General features: G+C 35.9%; 18 protein-coding genes and 1 pseudogene. 5 read left to right on the top strand and 14 right to left on the bottom strand.

Annotation, left to right across the window (positions count from 1 at the left end):
* Positions 1 to 64: 64 nt before the first annotated feature.
* Positions 65 to 955, bottom strand: coding sequence for a GLPGLI family protein (locus tag RT037_RS01180; RefSeq protein ID WP_313027341.1), 891 nt, complete (start codon positions 953 to 955; stop codon positions 65 to 67).
* Between the two features lie 96 nt (positions 956 to 1,051).
* The gene (locus tag RT037_RS01175; protein ID WP_313027339.1) at positions 1,052 to 3,760 is read right to left on the bottom strand and encodes a hypothetical protein; all 2,709 of its coding nucleotides are present in this window, start codon (positions 3,758 to 3,760) and stop codon (positions 1,052 to 1,054) included.
* A 227-nt stretch (positions 3,761 to 3,987) separates the two neighbouring features.
* On the opposite strand from RT037_RS01175, the gene RT037_RS01170 reads away from it, so the two are divergent.
* Positions 3,988 to 4,872: a cupin-like domain-containing protein gene (locus RT037_RS01170; RefSeq protein WP_312323283.1), complete on the top strand. Its 885-nt coding sequence runs from the start codon at positions 3,988 to 3,990 to the stop codon at positions 4,870 to 4,872.
* Between the two features lie 78 nt (positions 4,873 to 4,950).
* On the opposite strand, the gene gdhA is transcribed toward RT037_RS01170, so the two are convergent.
* From gdhA to RT037_RS01155, 3 genes are all read right to left on the bottom strand, one after another.
* A complete protein-coding gene (gdhA, locus tag RT037_RS01165) occupies positions 4,951 to 6,309 on the bottom strand; it encodes an NADP-specific glutamate dehydrogenase (protein ID WP_079666501.1) in 1,359 nt (452 codons plus the stop codon).
* A gap of 177 nt (positions 6,310 to 6,486) precedes the next feature.
* Positions 6,487 to 7,593 (bottom strand): DNA-processing protein DprA, encoded by a 1,107-nt coding sequence (gene dprA, locus RT037_RS01160; protein WP_313027332.1) that lies wholly within the window; start codon positions 7,591 to 7,593, stop codon positions 6,487 to 6,489.
* Positions 7,594 to 7,613: 20 nt separating this feature from the next.
* Positions 7,614 to 8,390: a rhomboid family intramembrane serine protease gene (locus tag RT037_RS01155; RefSeq protein WP_312323604.1), complete on the bottom strand. Its 777-nt coding sequence runs from the start codon at positions 8,388 to 8,390 to the stop codon at positions 7,614 to 7,616.
* Between the two features lie 141 nt (positions 8,391 to 8,531).
* Here RT037_RS01155 and RT037_RS01150 point away from each other — a divergent pair, with 141 nt between their 5' ends.
* Together RT037_RS01150 and RT037_RS01145 are read left to right on the top strand one after the other, a co-directional pair.
* The gene (locus RT037_RS01150) at positions 8,532 to 9,638 is read left to right on the top strand and encodes a DUF3078 domain-containing protein (protein ID WP_313027327.1); all 1,107 of its coding nucleotides are present in this window, start codon (positions 8,532 to 8,534) and stop codon (positions 9,636 to 9,638) included.
* A gap of 30 nt (positions 9,639 to 9,668) precedes the next feature.
* Positions 9,669 to 10,556, top strand: a pseudogene (locus RT037_RS01145) (DUF3078 domain-containing protein).
* A gap of 62 nt (positions 10,557 to 10,618) precedes the next feature.
* On the opposite strand, the gene msrA reads toward RT037_RS01145, so the two are convergent.
* The 5 genes from msrA to RT037_RS01120 form a co-directional block, all read right to left on the bottom strand.
* Entirely contained in the window at positions 10,619 to 11,266 is a 648-nt protein-coding gene (gene msrA / locus RT037_RS01140) for a peptide-methionine (S)-S-oxide reductase MsrA (RefSeq protein WP_313027323.1), read from the bottom strand.
* 22 nt (positions 11,267 to 11,288) lie between these two features.
* Positions 11,289 to 12,254 (bottom strand): ROK family protein, encoded by a 966-nt coding sequence (locus RT037_RS01135; RefSeq protein ID WP_313027319.1) that lies wholly within the window; start codon positions 12,252 to 12,254, stop codon positions 11,289 to 11,291.
* A 191-nt stretch (positions 12,255 to 12,445) separates the two neighbouring features.
* Positions 12,446 to 15,517, bottom strand: a complete 3,072-nt coding sequence (secA, locus tag RT037_RS01130) for a preprotein translocase subunit SecA (RefSeq protein ID WP_313027316.1) — start codon at positions 15,515 to 15,517, stop codon at positions 12,446 to 12,448.
* Positions 15,518 to 15,631: 114 nt separating this feature from the next.
* Complete coding sequence (locus RT037_RS01125) at positions 15,632 to 15,853, bottom strand: DUF2795 domain-containing protein (RefSeq protein ID WP_079666493.1); 222 nt, start codon at positions 15,851 to 15,853, stop codon at positions 15,632 to 15,634.
* 156 nt (positions 15,854 to 16,009) lie between these two features.
* Entirely contained in the window at positions 16,010 to 17,035 is a 1,026-nt protein-coding gene (locus tag RT037_RS01120) for a GDP-mannose 4,6-dehydratase (RefSeq protein ID WP_313027311.1), read from the bottom strand.
* Between the two features lie 141 nt (positions 17,036 to 17,176).
* On the opposite strand from RT037_RS01120, the gene RT037_RS01115 reads away from it, so the two are divergent.
* A complete protein-coding gene (locus tag RT037_RS01115; protein WP_313027308.1) occupies positions 17,177 to 17,971 on the top strand; it encodes a DUF2797 domain-containing protein in 795 nt (264 codons plus the stop codon).
* Positions 17,972 to 18,003: 32 nt separating this feature from the next.
* Here the strand turns inward: RT037_RS01115 and RT037_RS01110 are convergent, their stop codons facing one another.
* From RT037_RS01110 to RT037_RS01095, 4 genes are all read right to left on the bottom strand, one after another.
* Entirely contained in the window at positions 18,004 to 18,351 is a 348-nt protein-coding gene (locus RT037_RS01110; RefSeq protein WP_312321599.1) for a hypothetical protein, read from the bottom strand.
* Between the two features lie 103 nt (positions 18,352 to 18,454).
* The gene (locus tag RT037_RS01105) at positions 18,455 to 18,745 is read right to left on the bottom strand and encodes a hypothetical protein (RefSeq protein ID WP_312321600.1); all 291 of its coding nucleotides are present in this window, start codon (positions 18,743 to 18,745) and stop codon (positions 18,455 to 18,457) included.
* Between the two features lie 114 nt (positions 18,746 to 18,859).
* Positions 18,860 to 19,480 carry a hypothetical protein gene (locus tag RT037_RS01100; RefSeq protein WP_312321601.1) on the bottom strand — a complete coding sequence of 207 codons (621 nt, stop codon included), beginning with the start codon at positions 19,478 to 19,480 and terminating at the stop codon, positions 18,860 to 18,862.
* Positions 19,480 to 19,833, bottom strand: a complete 354-nt coding sequence (locus RT037_RS01095; protein ID WP_312321602.1) for a hypothetical protein — start codon at positions 19,831 to 19,833, stop codon at positions 19,480 to 19,482. Before RT037_RS01095 ends, RT037_RS01100 begins: the two co-directional genes overlap by 1 nt.
* A 153-nt stretch (positions 19,834 to 19,986) precedes the next feature.
* Between RT037_RS01095 and mfd the strand changes: the two genes are divergently transcribed.
* The gene (gene mfd, locus RT037_RS01090) at positions 19,987 to 23,355 is read left to right on the top strand and encodes a transcription-repair coupling factor (protein ID WP_313027298.1); all 3,369 of its coding nucleotides are present in this window, start codon (positions 19,987 to 19,989) and stop codon (positions 23,353 to 23,355) included.
* Positions 23,356 to 23,359: the final 4 nt, after the last annotated feature.

Here is a 23,359-nt window from a genome sequence, read left to right as displayed (position 1 = left end):
TAAAAAATCCCTTGTTGATAAGGGATTATAAATGTAATAAATATTAGTGAATTTTGAAATCAATTTATGGGAACAAAGTCAATTCGAGCGGATTGTTGTCATTTTTGAAAGCCTCCTTTTGACTTTTTTCCATGGTGCGAATAATTTCGTTGGGATCGCTGATGTCTTTTCCGTTCATGTTCAGTTTCATTTTCACGTTACCTTGTGACAAAGTTTGGCGCATATCTTTTACAGGATCGTTCTTGTACTCTTTCCATAATTGTGTAAACTTCGCTTCTGTAACATCAAGAGGTTTACCTTTGCTACCGCCGATTATCACAGTTGCTCTGCCATTGCTGTCATTCGCACTTTCTTTAATTTCGACATCGTCAAATTTTTTAATGCCTAAAAACTTGTAAGCATGTGTTCCCGTTGCATCTTGCATTTCTAATATTAAACCTGGAAGTCCCGAAAATTTGTAAGGTCCATCTTGGAAAGGTAATTCTTGCGTGAACCACGCCGTCCAGCTTCTTCCTCCAAATTCTGTCGTTGCTTTTTGAGCCGTGAATTTGTCAATCTTTTTGGTTTCAGGATCGATTTTCCAAACGATAGATTTTTCGTTTTTAATGGCATAATTGTTTGTGTTGATTGGCATTTTAAGAACAATGTTGTAATCGGGATAAGATTTGGTAACATTATATTTTACCATACCTGGATTTGTTCCTTTAAAGTTGGTGTTAATCGTTCCGGACGCACGCATTTGTTTAAAATATTGATCGCGAAGCGAATCAGCAACAAACTGTTTTTGGCTGTAAAATTTGCTGCCATCTTTTCGAATATCAAGAAAGACAGTTTCTTTTTTTATCGTATCTTTTTGATTAATGTTTGGCGCAAATTCATACTCATAGGCGATGCGTGTGCCTTGTCCAAAAATGGAAATGCTAAGAAGTAATAAAAGTAGATTTAAATGCTTCATGACTAAAAAATTAGTTATACGAATGTAGAAAATATTTCGCAATGTTTCAGCGAAATATTTTTTTATTGAGAAATTATTTGATTCTTTTTTTGAATTTTATTTAAAATTAAATTTAACAGTAAACATAAACTGACTTGGTCGGATGTACATTTGGTTAGTTGAGATCAAGCTTTGTGCAACGTCAACACTTACCGTTTCATAAACTTTTCGGTTTACAATGTTTAACCATTTTAGCTCGAAATCGATTTTCTTTTTAACCCAAGTGTATTGATAAGACACGTCAAAGAAAGAGTTTCGGAAATTAGTGCCTTTTACTTTTGTTGTCAAATCATCCCAAAAGAACCCAAAAGTGTGATTTTCGCTAGGGTAGATGTAAGTGCTAAGATTGTGATTCCAGCCAGAAGTTTTCACATCGATATTGTCTGTTGTGTTCCTACTTTTTGACCAATTAAAACCTATATTGTAATCAACACTCAACCAACTGAAATAAGCATTATTAAATTTAATTCCTAAATTTTGTCGGTTAGAATCTGTTTCGCGTAGATCATTAAAAAATGAAAACGAATTAGAATCTGTATTGCTAGCTGAGACCGATAAGTTCATTTTATATTTAGGGAAATACTTTCCAATTTCTGCGCTTTCGGTTTGACTTTTAGACGTGTTGTCCATTGTTTCCAACACCAACTCATTTGTGAAACCATTGGTGTTGTAAGATTCTATAATGTTTCTCTTGTTGGTCGAATAGTTATATCTAACATTGAAGAACAAGTTGTTAAGTGGATTTCGGTATTCTAATCTAGATCCAATGCTTCTTGTTAAATACTCTGGCATTTCGATGTTATCCGCACTACGCACTCTAAGACTTGTTGGGCTTGTTAGCATTTTTCCGCCATACAAGAATCCAAAGTTTCCGAAATCATATTTTTGGTTAGCAAAAGCCCAAAGTTTGAAGAATGAAGCAAACTCATAATTTGCAAATAATGTCGGCTCAAAAACCGTTTTGCTTCGGTCAAGATATTTGTTGCGGATATTATCTCTATATGTAATGCCGTAGAAATTAACAGGCAAAGTCATATTAAGATTAAAATTTTGGGATTTGAAATTAACGCCCAATTGTGTGTAAGGTTGGATTTCGTTCCAATCAACATCGTTAAGCATATCGCTTCCAAGAAAGTGATTGGTGCCACCAACTTCCCCATTGATCGCAGAATTTAAGTTATTAAAATTCATATTTAAACCCACTTCCGGCGTGAAAGTCCATTTTTTGTAGCTAAATCCTACCGACACCGAATGATCAACTTCTAAGGTTTTTGAAGTCGCATATTGGTTGATTTTTTCATAATTTCCGAATCCAAAGTCAATAAGATAACTTCCTGGATTAATGCTCATCGTTTGTTTATCTTTTTGATATTTAACATAACTCATCACGTTGAAAAGCTTTTCCTTCCAAGGTACAATCGTACTTAACGCGTTTTGGAAAATACCACTCGGGGAGTTAAGATCTTCCATTGCCATTTTATGAATCGCATTCGTTTCGCCAACAGCTGGTGGTAGATAATTGTCAACTTTTGCGCGATCTGTATTCCAGAAACTATTCCAAGTTGTTGTGTTTTTGAAGAAACCTTTTTTTGCATTTTTAGTAAAGATTAATTCTCCTTTTGCAGCATTATCATAGAAATTATTAGAGGTACTTGACGTAAAAGTTCCGCCCAAGGGCACTGTTCTGGAGCCAACATCATAAACGCTAACTTGATAATCCTCACGCTTGATGCTATTGTTGGTATAAGATGCATTGGCTTTTAGCTCCCATTCTTTATTTTTGAAAGGGCTTGTCAACAAATTAGCGGAGAAGAAATGAACATTATTCAACAAATATCTTTTTTCTCCAATATTGGGCGTGCCCGCCGTTTCTACATTGGTCCAAGATTTTTGTGATGCTTGCGATCGACGACCTTCCCATCGAGATCCAAAAGAAAGCATTTTGCCTTCATTCTCTACAGATTCGCCATTGTTATTCGCTTTATAGTTAACGACCCATTGATTTTTTTGTCCAAAAAACATAGGTGTTAATTTAACATTCCAAAGGAAAGGACTAAAACCTGCGCCAACCTCGCCACGACCCGTCATCGTCACCGATTTTTTTAGTTTAATATTAAGCGCAGCGTTTTCTGAAGGGACTTTATCTTGTAAAATTTTAACTGGCTGATGATTTTCCAAGACTTCAACTTTAGCAACAGCATCTTTTGGAAGTGAATTGTTAATTGTCCCATAACCGCCTTCCATTAAGTCTTTTCCATTAACGTAAAATTTGTTAATCGGTTCACCTTGATAAAGTACAGTACCATCTTTGTTGACTTCGATACCTGGCATTTTTTTCAAAACGTCAGCAAGGCTACGGTCGGCTTTGTTTTCGAAAGCTTTGATGTCGTAAGAAATCGTGTCACCTTTTTTGGTGATTAACTTAGTTTTAATTTTTACTTCTTCAATTTCGGTTGTTTCACCAGCTAATGAGAAGTTTTGAGTTTGGTCAGTATTTTTGATCGTTTTGCTTTGCGTTTTTTGATTAAAAGCTTTAACCTTTAAAATCACATCGCTTTCTGATGAGGTGAAAATAATCTTGTATTCACCTTTAGAATTGGATATTGCATAAGCTAGAATTGCGTTTTTGCCAGGTTCCTCAATAGTTACACTGGCGCTTGGTAATGCTTTTCCGTTAGAGTCGGTAATGTTGCCGCTAATTGTTTTTTGAGCTAAAACAATTATTGAACAACAAAATACCAAAATAAAACTGAGTAGATTTTTCATATAGTTACTGTATCACTAAACAATTAGTAGAAGTTTGTTTTTTTTGTTACAGTTGTTTGAGAAATAATTTGATGAAAAGTTAAATCTTTGTCAATTTTGTTAGTGTTAATCGGCAATTGCAGATTTTAATAGATAAAATAATTTAGAATCATTATAATTAAAAACTATTTTTTTTGACCACACTCCACAAAAAATTAATAATTTTGTAACATATTAAGTTAAGCAAAATGGGAATCATTCTGAAACCGATTGATGTTGTTGATGACATTACGAAAGAGGAGTTCGAAAATAAATACCTTAAAACCCGTACACCGGTGGTTATCAAGAATATGGCTAGAAAATGGCCAGCTTACCAAAAGTGGACGATGGACTATATGAAGCAGGCTGTAGGTGATGTTGAGGTGCCTTTGTATGACAGTTCTAAAGCTGATCCAGCAGCGCCAATTAACGCTTCCGCAGCAAAAATGAAGTTTGGTGATTATATCGATTTGATACAAAGAGAGCCAACAGATCTTAGAATTTTCTTATTTGATCCGATTAAAAGCGCTCCAAAATTATTAGATGATTACATTTCTCCTAAAGAATTAATGGGTGGTTTTTTGGATAAATATCCTAATATGTTCTTTGGTGGAAAGGGTTCTGTAACGTTTTTACATTATGATATCGATATGGCGCACATCTTCCACACACATTTTAATGGAAGAAAACATATCATGCTTTTCGATTATAAGTGGAAAGATAGATTGTATCAAATTCCTTACGCAACTTATGCTTTGGAAGATTATGATATCGAAAATCCAGATTTCAAAAACTTCCCAGCTTTGGATGGCGTTGAGGGTATCGAATGTTTTTTAGAGCATGGTGACACATTGTTTATGCCAACTGGTTGGTGGCATTGGATGAAATATTTGGACGGAAGTTTCTCAATTTCGTTAAGAGCTTGGGATAAATCGTGGGGCGTAAAGGCTCATTCGCTGTGGAATCTTACTGTGCAAAGAACGTTTGACAACTTTATGAAGAAAAACTTCAAAATTAGATATATGACTTGGAAAGAGAAAAAAGCCGTAGAAAGAGCAAATTATGCTTTGAAACGCGGACTTCCAAGAAAGTAATTTGATTTAAATTTAAAATAAAAAAGCCCAATTCATTCGAGTTGGGCTTTTATATTTTTACTTTTTATAGGTTTTATTTTAAACCACACCTTGCGCTAACATCGCTTCGGCAACTTTAACAAAACCTGCTATGTTTGCACCTTTTACATAGTTAACATAACCATCTTCTTCTTTACCGTAATCGCGACAAGCTTTGTGAATGCCAATCATAATTTCTTTAAGACGAGCATCAACTTCTTCGGATGTCCAGTTAAGACGAATAGAATTTTGCGTCATTTCTAGACCAGAAGTTGCTACACCGCCAGCATTAGAAGCTTTTCCAGGAGAGAATAAAACTTTATTTTCTAAGAAATAATTAATTGCTTCCAAAGTTGAAGGCATATTAGCCGCTTCTGTCACACAGATACATCCATTAGCAACCAACTTTTTAGCATCATCCAAATCTAATTCATTTTGAGTAGCAGACGGAATTGCAATGTCACATTTCACTTCCCAAGGACGTTTCCCAGCAAAGAATTTTGCGTTAGGATATTTTTTAACATAATCCTCAGCTCGATTATTTCCAGTTGCTCTTAACTCTAATAGGTAGTCAATTTTTTCACCAGAAATCCCTTCTTCATCGTAGATATAGCCGTCAGGACCAGAGATTGTAACTGTCTTGCCTCCAAGTTGTTCAATCTTTTTGATAACACCCCAAGACACATTTCCGAAACCAGAAACTGTAACAATTTTTCCTTTAATATCTTGATTAATCGTTTTTAGCATTTGCTCCGTGAAATACACAACACCGAATCCTGTTGCCTCTGGACGAATCAAAGATCCACCATAAGCCAAGCCTTTACCAGTCAACACACCCGTGAACTCGTTACGGATACGTTTGTACTGTCCGAAAAGATATCCAATTTCTCGAGCACCAACACCAATGTCACCAGCTGGGACGTCAGTTTCAGGACCGATATGCTTGCACAATTCTGTCATGAAGGATTGGCAGAAACGCATCACTTCCATATCGGACTTGCCTTGTGGATCGAAATCTGAACCGCCTTTACCACCACCCATCGGAAGCGTTGTCAAAGAGTTTTTGAAAACTTGTTCGAAAGCCAAAAACTTAAGAACACTTAGGTTAACAGTCGGGTGAAATCTGATACCGCCTTTGTACGGGCCAATTGCAGAGTTCATCTGGATACGGAATCCGCGGTTAACTTGGATTTCGCCTTTGTCATCTACCCATGGCACACGGAAGATAATTGCACGTTCTGGCTCAGCCATTCTTTCTAGCAACTTCATGCCGTCGTACTCTGGCCTCGTTGCAATAAAAGGGATAACCGTCACAGCAACTTCTTTCACCGCTTGGATAAATTCTGGTTCGTTTGGATTTTTCGCTTCGATATTGGCGATAAAATCCTTAATCTTTTGATCGATTTCGTGTTGCTCCATAAAGCTTTAATGTTATGTGACAAATTTAATTTTATTTTCAAAAAAGCAAAACAATTATTGAGTTTTTTTAATGCTTTTTAGCTTAAACAAATATTTTTCTTAATGTTTTTATAAAATGCTTTTCTTTTTGAAAATTTAGAACTAAAAATAAAATTTTCTTATCAAGTTAACAATATATTAATAATTCGAACAAGTGTAATTCTTGCCGGATTGCGATTTTATGTATCCCAAAAGTTCCATTTCTAATAAAATATTGAGAAGTTCTTGCGGATTTTTATCGATTTTGTTTAATAACTCGTCAAAAGAAATGCTAATCTTTTCTTGTATTAAACGATAGATTTTCGATTGTATTGGGTTATCAATAGTTGGAATTTCAAACTGTAAGAAAAGATTTCCAACTTCTGCTTGATTGGTGAAGCAAGTTTGCACCAAATCTGATACAGAGTGGATAATTTGCGCTTTATTCTGCGAAATAAGAAGATTGCAACCTTGGCTGTATTTATCCGATAGCTTTCCTGGAAGTGCGAAAACATCACGGTTGTAGTCGTTGGCGAAATTGGCGGTGTTCATCGATCCGCCTCCAAATGCCGATTCTACGATGATGCATTGTTGAGAAAATCCTGCAATAATACGATTGCGTTGGAGAAAATGTTCGCGGTCAGGTTTTGATTTCGAAGTATATTCTGAAATAAGAGCGCCACCGTTGTCAATAATTTGGTGTGATAAACGATGATGTTTAGAAGGATAAATCATGTGTAAACCATGCGCCAAAACTGCAACAGTCGGGATGTTGAGTTGTAGAGATTTTTCATGAACTTGAGCGTCAACACCATAAGCAAGACCGCTGATGGTTGAAACTTTTTTAGGTTTTAATTCAGATAAAAAGTCGTCGATAAATTGCTTCCCATAGCTCGTGATATTTCTTGTACCAACAATGCTGACATTATGCGTCTTAACAGGTATTTGCCCTTTAACGAAGAGTAAAACTGGCGCATCTGGACATTCTCGAAGAAGTTGCGGATAATCTTTGTCTTGGAAAGAAATGATTTTAATATCGTTTTTCTCACAAAACTGTAACTCCGAAGTCGCAAAATCCAAATGTTTTTCGGAGCCGATTTCTTCCGAGCGTTTATCACCAATACCAAAGATCTGTTTGAGAGAAGATTTTGGAAGATTCCAGACTTGCTCGGCAGATCCAAATTCGTCAATCAGTTTTTTATAATTGAGAATCCCAAGTTGATGGCAACTTCGTAATGCAATAGCGTATAGATGCTCAGTGTTCATCGTTTTGGATTTTAGAATGGTTACTTAGATTCGCGACGTCTTATCTCATCAAGATGATCCCAAATATTATCTTTTGGTTTGTGAGGAAGCTCCAAAAAGTCATCTGGAAATTTCTCTTTATATTCTTGCCACATTTTGTCATCTTTCTCGCTGTAATAGTTCGGGAATTCCCAAATGAATTTTTTCTTTTTTTCTCCTATTTTTCTGAACAAAAATGCGAGAATTATCCCAACCAAGCCACCAGCAAGGTGTGACTGCCAAGAGATTCTGCTTGGCTCTTGTAAGTTACTAAATAATTCTTCTGGTAACATACCCCAAACCAAACTTCCGTAATATAAAGCGACTAACAAAGAGATTGTTAACAACTTCATATCCCAACGAAAAAGTCCGCTAAAGAACAAGAAAAATGCTAAAACATAGACTACGCCGCTGGCGCCGATGATACAGGCGTAGTTCCATTGTCCTGTAAAAATATCGATTGGCGGAAGTAGCCACACCAAAAGTCCTGTGCTAATCCAACCTGTTATTAAAATTTTGTCCGCAATTGTTGGATAAAATGTATACAACAAAAATAAAAGTACAGCGATCGGAACACTATTTCCGAAAATATGTTCGAGGCTTCCATGTAAAAATGGAGAGGTGATAATCCCTACGAGCCCGTCCGGCATCAACGGAATAATGGCACCTGTACAATTGCTGAAAAAACCTAAGTTTTGTAATGCATAGCCAATCCACATTAATGCAAGCATTAGGATAGGAGCAACAAGTGCTTTGCGGTTGATACTTTTTATAAACATATCTTTGGATTGTCAAATTGGTTGCCAAAAATAGAATTAGGAAATTCTGTCCAGATTTTTGTATAGAGGGCTTTAACTTTTAAAAAAAGTGAAATTATTTATTTTGTCTTAATTTTGCAGATTGTAAGATTGAATTAAACGATGAAGAAATTATTTTCAGTAGTATTTGTAGGATTAAATTTAATATTATTTTCTCAGAAAAGACCTGATCTTAGCAAAATCATTGACTCGATAGCACAAGCTAATTGGACGACTGCTAATACGGTTTTGGATAGTATTGATACAGAAACGCTATCTAATATTAAGGTTATTAAAAAAGGAGATACAATTATCTTCAAAGATCGACCACAATTGTCACTACAAGATATGCCAATAACGCCTTATAGTATGTTTAATACTGTTGAAGCACAACGTTGGTTTATTTTTGGACAAAATAGCCTCGTATTTAACCAATCATCGTTTTCGAATTGGTATGCTGGGGGCAACGATAACATCGGGGTTATCGGAAAAGTGAACTATAATTTTAATTACAAAACGGGAAAACATTTTCTTGAAAATAATGTGCAGCTAGGTTATGGTTTTGTGACGTCAACAGGACAATCGACCAGAAAAACCGAAGATTACATCAACCTTTCTTCCAATTATGGTTATGAGTTAGGCTCTAACTACTATATATCAACAGGTTTCCAATTTGCGTCGCAGTTTGGGGCTGGATATAATTATTCTTTAACACCTGATCCTACATATGATGATCGCGTTTCCAAATTTATGGCGCCAGGTTATCTTAACTTAGGTCTTGGTATTTCGTACAATCCTAATGATAATTTCCAATTGGTGATGCGTCCTATCAATGGTAAGTTTACATTTGTCTTAGACCCACATCTACAACAAGCTGGTAAATTCGGTCTAGAAAGAGATGGACAAAGCATGAGAACAGAGCTTGGGGCGATGGTTAATGCGACCTATCGTATTAATATTATGAAAGATATGACGCTCCTCAACAAACTGAATCTTTTCTCCAATTATTTAGAACATTTTGAACGTGTTGATGTAGCTTATTCAGCAGCTTTAAATATGAAGTTCAATAGATTTATAACGACTGTTGTCACATTTGACATGGTGTACGATCATGACCAAATTGCGGGTTTACAAACTAAACAAACTTTGGGTGTTGGTTTAACCTATAATTTTGGATTCAAACTTGAACGTGATAAAAACAGTAAAATAATTAATCCTTTTATTAAATAATACAAACATGAAAAACTTTTATTCGCCTCTTTGTTTTTGACTGTTCTTGCAAAGGCGAAAGATAACAAAGAAGTTGCGGGTGCGGAGTCTACAAAAGCGTGGTCTATCGTTGGTCAAAATACGTTAATGCTAAACCAAGCGGCTTTCTCCAACTGGGTTGGTGGTGGAGCTAACAACGTTGGCTGGGTTGCGGGTGTTAACTAAAACATGACTTACGAAAAAGATAAAGACCTTTGGGAAAATATCTTGATTTTAGGTTGCGGGATGAACAATACAAAAGGTCTAGGAAATCGTAAAACACAAGATATCATCAATCTTTCTACTAACTATGGTAGACAAATTTCTGGTCATTGGTATGCGTCAGGTGGTGCAAGTTTGTTAACACAATTTTCGGCAGGTTATGAGGATGGCAACAATCCTGATGCTAAAAAGATTTCAAACTTTATGGCGCCAGGTTATGTTAATGTTGGTGCGGGTTTTACATACAAGCCGAATGATAATTTTACAATGTCACTACATGCAGCCAATGCGAGATGGACTTTTGTCGGTGATAAAGATTTACAATTGGCAGGTGATTACGGGCTTAAACATGATGGCGATTCGTCATTGTTCCAGTTCAGTTTCTTGGGAACAGTGCAATACAAATTGCAAATTATGGAGAATATCAGCTTGATGAACTCGGCTTCGGTATTTTCGAATTATCTAGATCATCCTGAGCGTTTGATGCTGTCGTACGGCGGTGTTCTTAACATGAAAATTAATAAATATATTTCGTCGTTAATCACTCTAGATCTTATCTACGATCACAATCAAATTAAGAAAACTCAGCTTAAACAAACTTTGGGAATCGGTCTTGCGTATAACATCGATAACGGTGTAAAACGTTCTGAAAGAAAAGATAACCAAACTTGGAAGTAGTTTTTAATTAAATTTAAAACATATAAAAAAGCGCTTTAGAATTTCTAGAGCGCTTTTTAATTTTATTCAGGTTTCAACATGTCTAATGCACCAAAATGTTTTTTAAACTTCTGAATTTTAGGACCAACCACCGCGCTACAATAAGGTTGTGTGGGATTGGCGTTGTAATAACCTTGATGATAAGTTTCTGCAGCCCAAAATTTTTCAAACGGAACAATTTCTGTCACATATTTTCCTTCCCATTCCTGCTTCGCTTCCGAGTTTTTAAGAGAAGTTTGAGCGTCTTGTTTTTGTTGTTCAGAATGATAAAAAATCACCGAACGATATTGTGTTCCAATATCATTGCCCTGTCGGTTAAGCGTTGTTGGGTTGTGTAAAAACCAAAACACTTCCAAGAGTTTTGAAAACGAGATGATGCTTGGATCAAATTTAATTTGCACGACTTCTGCATGACCAGTTTCTCCCGTACAAACTTCCTCGTAAGTGGGATTGTCTTTATGTCCACCAGAATATCCAGAGGTTACACTTTCGACACCTTTTAACATATTGAAACAGCTTTCGACACACCAAAAACAGCCTCCTCCTATTGTTGCTAATTCCATTTTATGATTATTTTTAGGTTTAATATTTATAGTTTTAGGTTTAGAATCTTGTCCATTACAACTGACAAATACTACCAAGGTCAATATAAATAATGCAAGATTTTTCATTTTTAAAAAAGTTTAAATAAAATTATTTTTCCCAGACCAAAGCACTTGCGCCAAGAATGGCTGCATCGGCTTCGTCCAATTCGCTGGTGACTAACTTCACTTTGTTACGGAAAATCGGTAACAAATTTTTCTCCATGTGGAGTTTGGTAGGTTTCAAAATATAATCGCCCGCTTTGATAACACCTCCAAATAACAAAATAGCTTCTGGTGAAGAGAACATAACAAAATTGGCTAAAGCTTCACCCAAAATTTGACCTGTATATCGGAAAACTTCCTTAGCAATATCATCGCCTTTTTCAGCACACTCAAATACGGTTTGCGAATTGATTTCATCTTCTGGAAAATCATTTAACATCGAACTCGGAAATTCTGCACGCAGTTTTTTGGCGGTGATACTAATGCCTGATGCCGATGCATAAGCTTCTAAAGAACCTTCGGAATCGGTGCTCCAATGTCTTCTTCCACCAGGTTTCACAATGGTGTGTCCTAATTCTCCCGCAAAACCGTCGTGGCCGTAGATTAATTGACCATTAGAAATAATACCGCTACCAACGCCAGTCCCCAAAGTTATCATGATAAAATCTCGCATACCGCGCGCGGCGCCGTACATCATTTCGCCCAAAGCGGCTGCATTGGCATCATTGGTGATGGTGCAAGGTTTTTCAAATTTTTCTGTGATTAATTTAGCAAATGGGATTATACCTTTCCAGTTAAGATTGGGAGCATGCTCAATCGTTCCTTTATAATAATTAGCGTTGGGAGCGCCAACGCCAACGCCACGCACCGATACTTCGGGATGCATGTCAACCAAGGTTTTTATATTGTTGTAAAGCTCATCTATAAAGTCTTCGACTTTGTCGTAACCCGTTGTTTTTAGGCTTCCTTTTTGGAGAATTTCGCCACGGTGGTTAACGAGTCCGAACTTAGTGTTAGTGCCGCCAATATCGATACCGATTGCGACTTCGTTGGATAAATCTAGTAATGCCATCTTGTATTTTATCGAAGGATAAATTTAGTGAAAATCTTAGAGCTTAAACATGATAAGCACAAAAGTTTCAAAAGATAATAAAAGTTTTGTTTTAAAGTTTTTTTCAATCTACAGCTCGTTAGTATTTTAATTTTAAAAACAAAAAACCGAAGATTGTAGAAAAATCTCCGGTTTTATGATATTTAATATTCTTATGCAGGAATTTCGCCTTTGTATAAAAATGAAATGATTTCTTTATTAACCTTGTCAACCATCTCGCTGAATAGGAAGAAAGACTCTTGCTTGTAGATTACTAGCGGATCCTTTTGCTCGTATACAGCACCTTGTGATGATCTTCTCAAGTCGTCCATCTCACGAAGGTGAGTTTTCCAGTTTTCATCGATGATTGCAAGACAGATATTTTTTTCAAAATCTGTGATAAGACTCTCACACTTAGTTTCGTAAGCTTGTTGAAGATCTGTTACAATAGTTGTTGTTTTAACACCGTCAGAGAAAGGAACTTGGATCATTTTGAACATGCTACCTTGATTAAGGAAAACATTCTCGATGATTGGGTTTGCTTTTTCTTTAAGAAGTTGCAACTTCATTTTGTAATCTTCTTGTGCGCTTGCAAATACTTTGTCCACCAATTGTTTCTCTTGTAAGTTGCTGAATTCTTGCTCAGTAACCGGAGATTCCATTGTAAAATATTTAATTAAATCAAATTCAAAATCTTTGAAGTTTCCGTTAGCTTTAGCCGCCGCAACAATAGATGCAGACGTATCGTAGATCATGTTAACGATATCATACTTAAGGTGATCACCGAACAATGCATTCTTTCTTCTCTTGTAGATTACGTCACGTTGTTTGTTCATCACGTCATCATATTCTAGAAGCTTTTTACGAATACCAAAGTTATTTTCTTCAACTTTTTTCTGAGCTCTTTCGATAGATTTAGAAATCATTGAGTGTTGAATAACTTCACCATCTTTATGGCCCATTCTGTCCATCATTTTCGCAATTCTTTCTGAACCGAAAAGACGCATCAAGTTATCTTCCAAAGACACATAGAATTGTGAAGAACCTGGATCTCCTTGACGACCAGCACGACCTCTTAACTGTCTGTCAACACGTCTAGAGTCGTGTCTTTCTGTACCAATAATTGCTAAACCTCCCGCATCTTTAACTTCTGATGAAAGCTTGATATCGGTACCACGACCTGCCATGTTAGTTGCAATGGTTACAACACCTGGTTGACCTGCTCCAGCAACGATTTCCGCTTCTTTCTTGTGAAGTTTCGCGTTAAGAACTTGGTGCTTAATTTTTCTAAGTTGTAATGCTCTCGATAACAATTGAGAAATCTCTACCGAAGTTGTCCCTACAAGAACTGGTCTTCCAGCAGCTGTTAATTTTTCAATTTCTTCGATTACGGCATTATATTTTTCACGATTCGTTTTGTATACCAGATCGTGTCTGTCATGTCTTTGGATTGGTCTGTTGGTTGGGATAACCACAACATCCAATTTATAAATTTGCCAGAATTCTCCAGCTTCAGTTTCCGCTGTACCAGTCATACCTGCTAACTTGTTGTACATACGGAAATAGTTCTGTAAAGTAACCGTTGCGAAAGTTTGTGTCGCTGCTTCGATTTTTACATTTTCTTTAGCTTCAATCGCTTGGTGAAGACCGTCAGAATAACGACGACCGTCCATGATACGACCAGTTTGCTCGTCAACAATTTTTACTTCACCATCGATAACAACGTACTCATCATCTTTTTCGAAAAGTGTGTAAGCTTTAAGAAGTTGGTTAAGGGTATGGATACGCTCAGATTTAACAGCGAAATCTCTGAACAATTCATCTTTTTTAGCGAATTCTTCTTCTTTTGTTAAACCTTGTTTTTCTAGTTCTGCTACTTCTGTCCCGATGTCTTGCAATACGAAGAAGTTAGGATCTTCGTTACCAGCAGACATATATTCTACACCTTTGTCAGTAAGATCGATTTGATTGTTTTTTTCATCAATCACAAAATAAAGATCTTTATCTACAATTGGCATGTCGCGGTTGTTGTCTTGCATATATTGCGCTTCAACTTTTTGAAGTAATGCACGATTTCCGCTTTCTGATAAGAATTTAATTAAAGGACGAGATTTTGGAAGTCCTCTGTAAGCTTGTAATAATTTGAAACCACCTTCTTTAGTATTTCCGTTGGCAATTAATTTTTTTGCTTCATTAAAAATACCTGTTATGGTTCTTTTTTGGATTTCAACGATACGATCGATTGATGGTTTTAAAACATCAAATTCTTGTCTATCACCTTGTGGAACTGGTCCAGAAATAATTAATGGCGTTCTTGCATCATCAATTAAAACTGAGTCAACCTCATCGACGATCGCAAAGTTAAGTTCACCTTGTACCAATTCGGTTGGTGAAGTTACCATATTATCTCTTAAGTAATCGAAACCAAATTCGTTGTTTGTTCCGTACGTAATGCTCGATTGGTAAGCTTTTCTTCTAGCATCCGAGTTAGGTTGGTGGTTATCGATACAATCGATGGTCATCCCGTGGAACATATATAATGGTCCCATCCAAGCGGAGTCACGTTTTGCAAGATAGTCGTTAACTGTTACGACGTGTACACCACGTCCCGGAAGTGCATTTAAGAATATTGGAAGTGTCCCTACTAAAGTTTTACCTTCACCAGTTGCCATCTCCGCAATCTTACCAGAGTGTAGTACAATACCACCAATAAACTGAGTGTCATAATGTACCATATCCCAAGTTACGGCTGTACCAGCTGCGTCCCATTGGTTTTTCCAAACGGCAATGTCGCCTTCCAACTCTACGAAATCTCTAGTTGCAGCCAACTCTCTGTCCCAATCAGTGGCTTTCACGCGGATTGATCCATTCTGAGCGAGACGTCTAGAAGTTTCTTTTACTAATGCGAAAGCTTCTGGAAGAATCTCTCCAAGGACTTTCTCTTCGATTTGGTAAGAATCTTTTTTAAGAGCTTCTATTTTACCGAAAAGTGCTTCCTTCTCATCAACATTTTCTGTAGTTTTTATTTGTTCTTGTACAGAGTTAATCTGCTCTGTAATAGAAGCTGTAGCTGTTTTGATCTTTGATCTAAACTCTTCTGTCTTCTCTCTCAGTCCATCATCTGTTAGTTGCTGAATGTTAGGCTCTACAGCTTTGATCTTGTTAACAACTTTTTTTACTTCTTTTAAGTCCTTTGCGTTTTTATCACCCAAAAAACTTTTAAGAACACTATTTAAAAAACTCATTATCTATTGATTTTTTCGTCAGGAATCATCCTTAGTTTTGAAGAAAACCATATGTCTTCTTCGTTAATAATTCAGTGAAGCCTTTGGAGGTTGTCCAAAGGCATTATTATAATATTAATATTCGTCTTCGTTCCACAAGAAGTCTTCGTCAGACGGATAGTCAGACCATACTTCTTCGATGCTTTCGTAGACTTCACCTTCGTCTTCGATGGCTTGTAAGTTTTCTACAACTTCCATTGGCGCACCAGTTCTGATGGCATAGTCGATAAGTTCTGCCTTAGTCATTGGCCAAGGTGCGTCGCTCAGATATGAAGCTAATTCTAAAGTCCAGTACATAATTTAATTTTTTGCAAAAGTAAAAAAATAGGTTATATAATATAAGTTTTATTCTCAATTTTCAAATAAATTTAAAAACTTTTTAAATTTATTTTTAAGTTTAATTTAATAAAAAGCTTGCGAAGTGCTGTATTTAATATTGTTTCGCGAGACTTGCTAAGCTTTTCTCAAAAACCATTCCACAAATTTTTTTATGCCATTTTGGAAGTTGGTCGTTGGTTTATAATCAATTATTGTCATAGCTTTTGTAATATCAGCATTCGTTTTTGTCACATCGCCAGGTTGCATTGGCAGTTTTTTGAGATGTGCTTTTTGTGACATTTCTGTTTCTATGGTTGATAGCATTTCGTTGAGGTTGATGACTTCGCTTTCGCCAAGATTCAAGATTTCGTAGACGTTGTCATGCTTTTCAAGATAATTGATTGATTTCAGGATGCCATCAATAATATCATCAATAAAGGTATAATCTCTCGCCGTGCTGCCATCGCCATAGAAAGGAAGTTCTTTTTCTTCAGAAATTAATTTCGTGAATTTATGAATTGCCAAGTCTGGACGCTGTTTCGGACCATAAACCGTGAAGAAACGCAACTGTATCATATCTATACTATAAAGATGATGATAAACGTGTCCCATTATTTCACCACATTTTTTAGTAGCAGCGTAAGGCGAAATCGGTCTGTCAACATTGTCAGTTTCAGAAAACGGAACTTTCTCATTATTACCATAAACACTTGAAGAAGATGCACAAACAAACTTTTTAATATTGTGTTTTTTGCAAAGTTCCCAAAGGTTCATTGTGCCACGGATGTTGACAGATTCGTAGTCCAAAGGTCTTTCAATAGAAGGTCTAACACCTGCCAAAGCCGCCAAGTGAATTACTAAATCAATTTTATGATTATCAAAAATTTTTTCTAAACCATCTAAATCTCGAATGTCTTGATAGTAAAGTTGATACTTGTCGCTTTTAGTCAAGCTTTCAAGTTTTGCAATATCTTCTTCTTTTGTTTTAAAACTAAAATCTGGAGAAAGTCCAATACTGTCTAAAGTGTTTTCAATTTTGATTTTATAATCGTAAAAATCATCAAAATTATCGATGTTAATGACAGAATGTCCATTTTTGAGAAGATGTTCGACAAGGTGAGAGCCGATAAAGCCCGAGCCACCTGTAACCAGATATTGCATACTTGTGTTTTCTTGATTCGCAAATGTAATAAAATAAAGAGATTTTTAATAAAAAGCTTTTGTAACAAGTTGCAGTTTTTCGCACATATTTTAATAATGATACAATAGAAAAGACTAATTTTATAGTCTTAAATTTTTGAGATGATATTTTCTGGACAAATTCTAAAGATGAGTTCGCAATTGGCAGAACCTATTCAATATTTTTTAAATCTAAATGATGATTTGATTTCGATGAATCAAATTTTCGGAAAAGAACTTCGCATCAAACATATCGGTTATCAATGTGTAAATTGCGGCAGTGATGAGAAAATCTACAGAATGGGATTTTGTAAGAAATGCTTTTTCGAAAGCCCATATGCGAGCGACACCATCATTCGTCCAGAGTTGTCAACAGCACATCTTGGTATTGCAGAGCGCGATTTAGAGGTTGAAAAATCTATTCAGTTAGTTCCTCATGTCGTGTATCTTTCGTACACGGGCGACGTTAAAGTCGGTGTGACGCGTGAGACGCAAGTGCCAACACGTTGGATTGATCAAGGTGCAACTTTTGCTTTGCCAATTGCGAGAACCGAAAATCGTTATGAAGCGGGAATGATCGAGGTCGAACTAAAACAACATATCGCAGACAAAACCAACTATAAAAAAATGTTAATGTCGGAACTTGAATCTGATTTGGATTTAAAAGAATTTCGTGATAAAATTTCGGAGTATTTTCCGAAGGATTTTAAGCAGTTTGCAAGCGATGAAGAAAATATTGTAAAACTAGATTATCCATACACAGCGCCAGGAAAAGTCAATGTTTTCACTTTGGATAAGCAACCAGAATTCACTGGAATACTTAAGGGTATTAAAGGACAATATCTACAATTCGAAGGTGACTATTTCATCAATGTTCGTGGACACGAAGGTTATGTGATAGAGCTTGAGATAAAGTAAAAAAGGCGCTCAATTATTGAGCACCTTTTTTATTACGACAGTTTAAATTGTGAATCTTCATCAAACGGAATCGCCTTTAGAAAATCATCAAATTCTGGTCCGTCATAATTACTTTCGGCGCCATAAGTTTCGATAAGGTAAGCTATTTCACCATCTTTGTCTTTCATAACATACAAAGCGGCGCTATCGGAAGGATTGCTTTCTCCTTCGAATCTGTAGGCACGAATAATTAATAATTCGTCAGGTTTATTGTAGATTTTCCCTGCGCCTTGCAATTCAAATACTTTATCATCATTCATGCGAACTTCTTTGTTAATGCCATTTTGGGCAAGTTGTGCCATAAGTTCGCTAAGTGTTGTCATTGGATAGTCGAATGTCATAATATTGTGATTTTGTAAAGTCTAGCAAATATTATGCAATAAAAAACCTCGCTTCAGAAAAATCTGAAACAAGGTTCACGCTAAAAATAAAAGTTATGAAAAATTATTTATTCTGTTTGTAACGCTTGTCTGGCGTACCATCTTTTTTAAGATGCTGATTTTGCTTGTAACGCTTGTCAGGTGTGCCGTCTTTTTTAAGCTTTACAGATGTTGTCTTCGTATCTGTCACAACAGCTTTACCTGTTGAGGATTTAACTTCTTTCAACTCTGTTTTTTTTACCGTTGTAGTAACTGGTTTGACAGGTGTTGTTTTAGATGTAGAAGGCTGGGTGCTTTGCGCACTCGCAATTCCTAAACCTAAACTTAAAGTTAATACTGTTAGGATATTTTTCATTTTGTTTGCTTTGTGAATTCTGTGGTAAAAGTATAGTAAAATTTCATTCGCTAAAACGAATTTGAAATATTTAACTATAATTTATCAAAGATTAAAAAAACATTAAAATGAAACTTAAAAGTTAATTCGGTAAGCAGCGCTGAAATTTAGAAACCAAGCTTTAGAGTAGAATTTTTCGATGTCCGGATTTTGATTTCTAATACTGGCTGTATAATAATTGAGTTTTGTTCCAAAAACAACTTGTTGAACGCCTTCACGATCCAATGTGTAAAGAATTTTGCCTCCAATATGAAAACCAGAATTTCCTTCATTAAATTTTCCTCCTTTGTCGATGAACTTTGAGGAAACTCTATAGATACTAGCACCTGCAAGGCCTTCAAGGTCGACAGCTTCGCTAATGTTGTGTTTGTAAAGTCCTGAAAATTCTACATTGTGCATGGTCGCAGCAGACATATAACCAAAAAGACCGCCTTGGTTATCTTGATTGAGATTTGCAGTCATATAATTGTATTCCGCTGTTAGTCCAAAGTTTTTATAAACATACAGAATTCCTCCAAGACCAAAACCAACAAATGGAGAAAGCGCTTTATTCATCGAGTTATCTCCGATAGCCTTCATAACGCGAACGTTTGGTTCGATCGAAAACGACATTTCTTCAAGCAAGGCTTTCTTTTTTCTCGATTGTGATAAAACAAGTGTAGGGATAACTATGAGAAGTAGTGCAAGTCTTGACATTATTTAAATTTTATTTCATTAAAAACTAAATAAGTCACACCAGATGGTATAATAATACTGACTGAATCTGAGGCTATTTTGCAATTAGTATTGCTGTTAGAAAAAGTTTTAATTTTTGATTTGAATTGAAGTTTGTAATCTCCTGATGCGTATGGACCAGCTATAACAAATTGTCCATTTTCTTTCGGAAAAGTTTCTCCGATAATTCTGTTGTTGCTTATTAAATGGATTGGTGAGATCATAAAATCTTCTGCGCTATTTGGTCCAGGTATAACCTTTCCTTCAACATAAGCACGAAAAAGATCAGAATCATCACTGCTCTTACAAGAAATAATAAGAGAAACAACGATCATTATGTAACTGAAAAACCGTAACGTTTTTAGCATGCTTGCATCGAATTTTTAGAAAGCTAAGATATGAAAATTTCAGATTTCTTATATTTGCATAATAAATACGATTCCGGAAAACTTTCGGAATCGTTATGTCGTTTATAGACTTTAGAATTTATGTCACTAAAAACCATTCAACAATATCTTCTTCCAGACCTTTTGAAAAACGAATTTGGGAAATCCATTTTCGAGGCTTTGGAGCAATATCAACATATTTCTGTGAAAGGTTCGGCGGGATCGTCTGCTTCTATTTTTGCTGCGGAACTGTTTGTTACTCAGAAGAAAAGCATTCTTTTTATTTTTAATGATAAAGAAGAGGCTTTGTATGCGAATGCGGAAATAGAAGATCTTGTTGGGAAAGAAAATGTTCTGTATTTTCCAGCAACGCATCTTGATCCTTACCAAATAGAAAAGACGCAAAATGCCAATCTTGTACTTCGAACAGAGGTTCTTAATAAGTTGAATTCCAGTAAAAAAGCTAAAATAATTGTGGCTTATGCTGGCGCGCTGTCGGAGAAGGTTTTGAAGAAGGAAGATTTTAAAGCGATTTCACATCACATCAAAGTTGGTGATCAATTGGATTTTGATTTTGTTGATGAATTATTAAATCATTATCAATTTAACCAAACTGATTTTGTGTCTGAGCCTGGCGAATTTTCTATTCGTGGTGGAATTGTCGACGTATTTTCATTTGCGAACGAAAAACCATTCAGAATAACATTTTTTGGAAATGAAGTTGAAAGCATAAAAACGTTTGATATCGAAACGCAACTTTCTGTTGGAAAAGTAACGGATTTTCAATTGGTTTCGAACATGAATTATAGCGTTACTGGAAGTAAGGTTTCGTTGTTCGAATTGTTGCCAAAAGATTGTTTTGTTTTAGCGAAGAATGCTTTTATGTCATTTATTCAGGTTAAGAATTTTTACGAAAAAGCAGAAACAAAATTTGAAAGTCTTAATAAAGATATCAAACATCAAAGTCCAAAGGAGCTTTTTGTTTCGGAAGATGATTTTGTTAATTCTTTGAAGGATAGGGTTTTAGTTGATTTTACTTTGGATACACTCAAATTAGATGATATTAAATTTCATCAAGTTGATGCTTTCCAAACACAGCAACCTTCTTTCCATAAAAACTTTGAGCTTTTGATTGAAGATTTAATGGAGAAACAAGCAGAAGGTTATGATACTTGGATTTCCTTTTCAACAGAAAAACAAAAAGAAAGGCTAGAATCTATTTTTGGAGAACTGGAAGAAGAAGTGCCTTACAAAGGATTTTTGTCAGAGCTTCATGAAGGTTTTGTCGACAGCAAGAATAAAATTTCAGTCTACACAGATCATCAGATTTTTGATCGTTACCAACGTTTTAAAGCAAAGAATTCATTCGCTAAAAGTGAACAGCTGACACTCAAGGATTTAACATCTTTGAAAATTGGTGATTACATTACCCATATTGACCACGGAATTGGGAAATTTATGGGACTTGTAAAAGTTACTAATGATGGCAAAGTTCAGGAATGTTTTAAGCTAAGTTATAAGAATGGCGACTTGCTTTATGTGAGTATTCATTCGCTTCATAAAATTTCGAAATATAATGGACCAGATGGTCGCGAGATCGTTTTAAGCAAGTTAGGTTCTCCTGCTTGGAAGACTTTAAAACAGAAAACTAAAGCTAAAGTTAAACAGATTGCATTTGATTTGATTAAACTATATGCCCAACGAAAAATGGCGCGAGGATTTGCTTTTTCACCAGATTCTTATTTACAAAATGAATTGGAAGCGAGTTTCTTGTACGAAGATACGCCAGATCAAGAGAAAGCAACTATTGATGTTAAACATGATATGGAAGCCGAAACGGTGATGGATCGTTTGATTTGTGGTGACGTTGGATTCGGTAAGACGGAGGTTGCAATCCGTGCTGCCTTTAAGGCAGCTACTGATGGGAAGCAAGTTGCGATTTTGGTGCCGACTACAATTTTGGCATTTCAACATTATCGGAGCTTTAAAGAAAGGCTTAAAGACTTTCCAGTTAATGTGTCGTATCTCAATAGATTCCGTACTGCAAAACAAAAATCAGAAACCATACAAGGACTTGAAGAAGGCAAAATTGATATTGTCATTGGTACACACCAATTGGTTAGCAAAAATGTTAAATTCAAAGATTTGGGACTTTTAATTATTGATGAAGAGCACAAGTTCGGGGTTTCTGTAAAAGATAAACTTAAAACCCTGAAAAGTGATATCGATACGTTGACTTTGACAGCGACGCCGATTCCGAGAACTTTACAGTTTTCGTTGATGGCCGCTCGTGATTTATCGGTTATTAAAACACCACCGCCTAATCGTCAACCTGTTGATACACAGTTAATCGGTTTTGATGAAGAATTGATTCGAGATGCGGTTTCTTACGAGTTACAACGTGGTGGCCAGGTTTATTTTATTAATAATAGAATTGAAAACCTTAAAGACATTGCGGGGCTAATCCAAAGATTGGTTCCAGATGCTCGAGTAATTACTGGACATGGACAAATGGATGGCAAAAAGCTTGAAGAAAATGTCCTCGACTTTATGGAAGGCAAATATGATGTTTTGGTGTCGACAACCATTGTCGAAAGTGGAGTAGACGTGCCTAATGCGAATACGATTTTCATTAACGATGCGCACCGATTTGGGATGGCTGATTTGCACCAAATGCGTGGTCGTGTTGGTCGTAGTAACAGAAAAGCTTTTTGTTACCTTCTAACGCCGCCTATGGATATGATGACTTCCGATGCTAGAAAACGTCTTGAAGCAATTGAACAGTTTTCAGATTTGGGAAGTGGATTCCAAATAGCGATGAAGGATTTAGAAATTCGTGGTGCCGGAGATTTGTTGGGTGGTGAGCAAAGCGGTTTCATCAACGAAATGGGTTTTGAAGCTTATCAAAAAATTATGCAAGAAGCTTTGGAAGAATTAAAAGATGATGAAGAATTTGAGAAATTGTTTGATAATGAAGAAGAGCGTCAAAAATTAATTAAATCTACCAAAGAAGTTAATGTTGAAACCGATTTGGATTTGATGTTACCAGACGATTATGTGTCGAGTACAGAAGAGCGACTTTTGTTGTATCAAAAATTGGCGGATATCGATAATGAAAAAGACTTGCAAAAATTTGAAAATGAATTGGTTGATAGATTTGGTGCGTTACCAAAAGAAGCGATTAATTTATTAAAAAGTGTTAGTCTAAAATGGCTTGCGGCTGATATTGGTTTTGATAAAATTGTTATGAAAAATCGAGTCTTTTTAGGTTATTTCCCAAGCAATCCGCAAGATAAGTTTTATCAAACAGAAAAGTTTAGAAAGATCATTTCCTATCTTCAACTTAATCCAGCAGAAGCGCAGCTAAAGGAGAAAGCCGGCAAGGAAGGAAGTCAGCTCATGATGCGTATTGACAATATTAATGATGTGGATGCCGTTAATGTTTTATTGCAGAAGATTTTAGCAAGTTAGGATT

The sequence above is a fragment of the Soonwooa sp. genome (assembly GCF_032062245.1).
Classification (GTDB): Bacteria; Bacteroidota; Bacteroidia; order Flavobacteriales; family Weeksellaceae; genus Soonwooa.
This window is presented reverse-complemented; position numbering and strand designations above follow the sequence as displayed.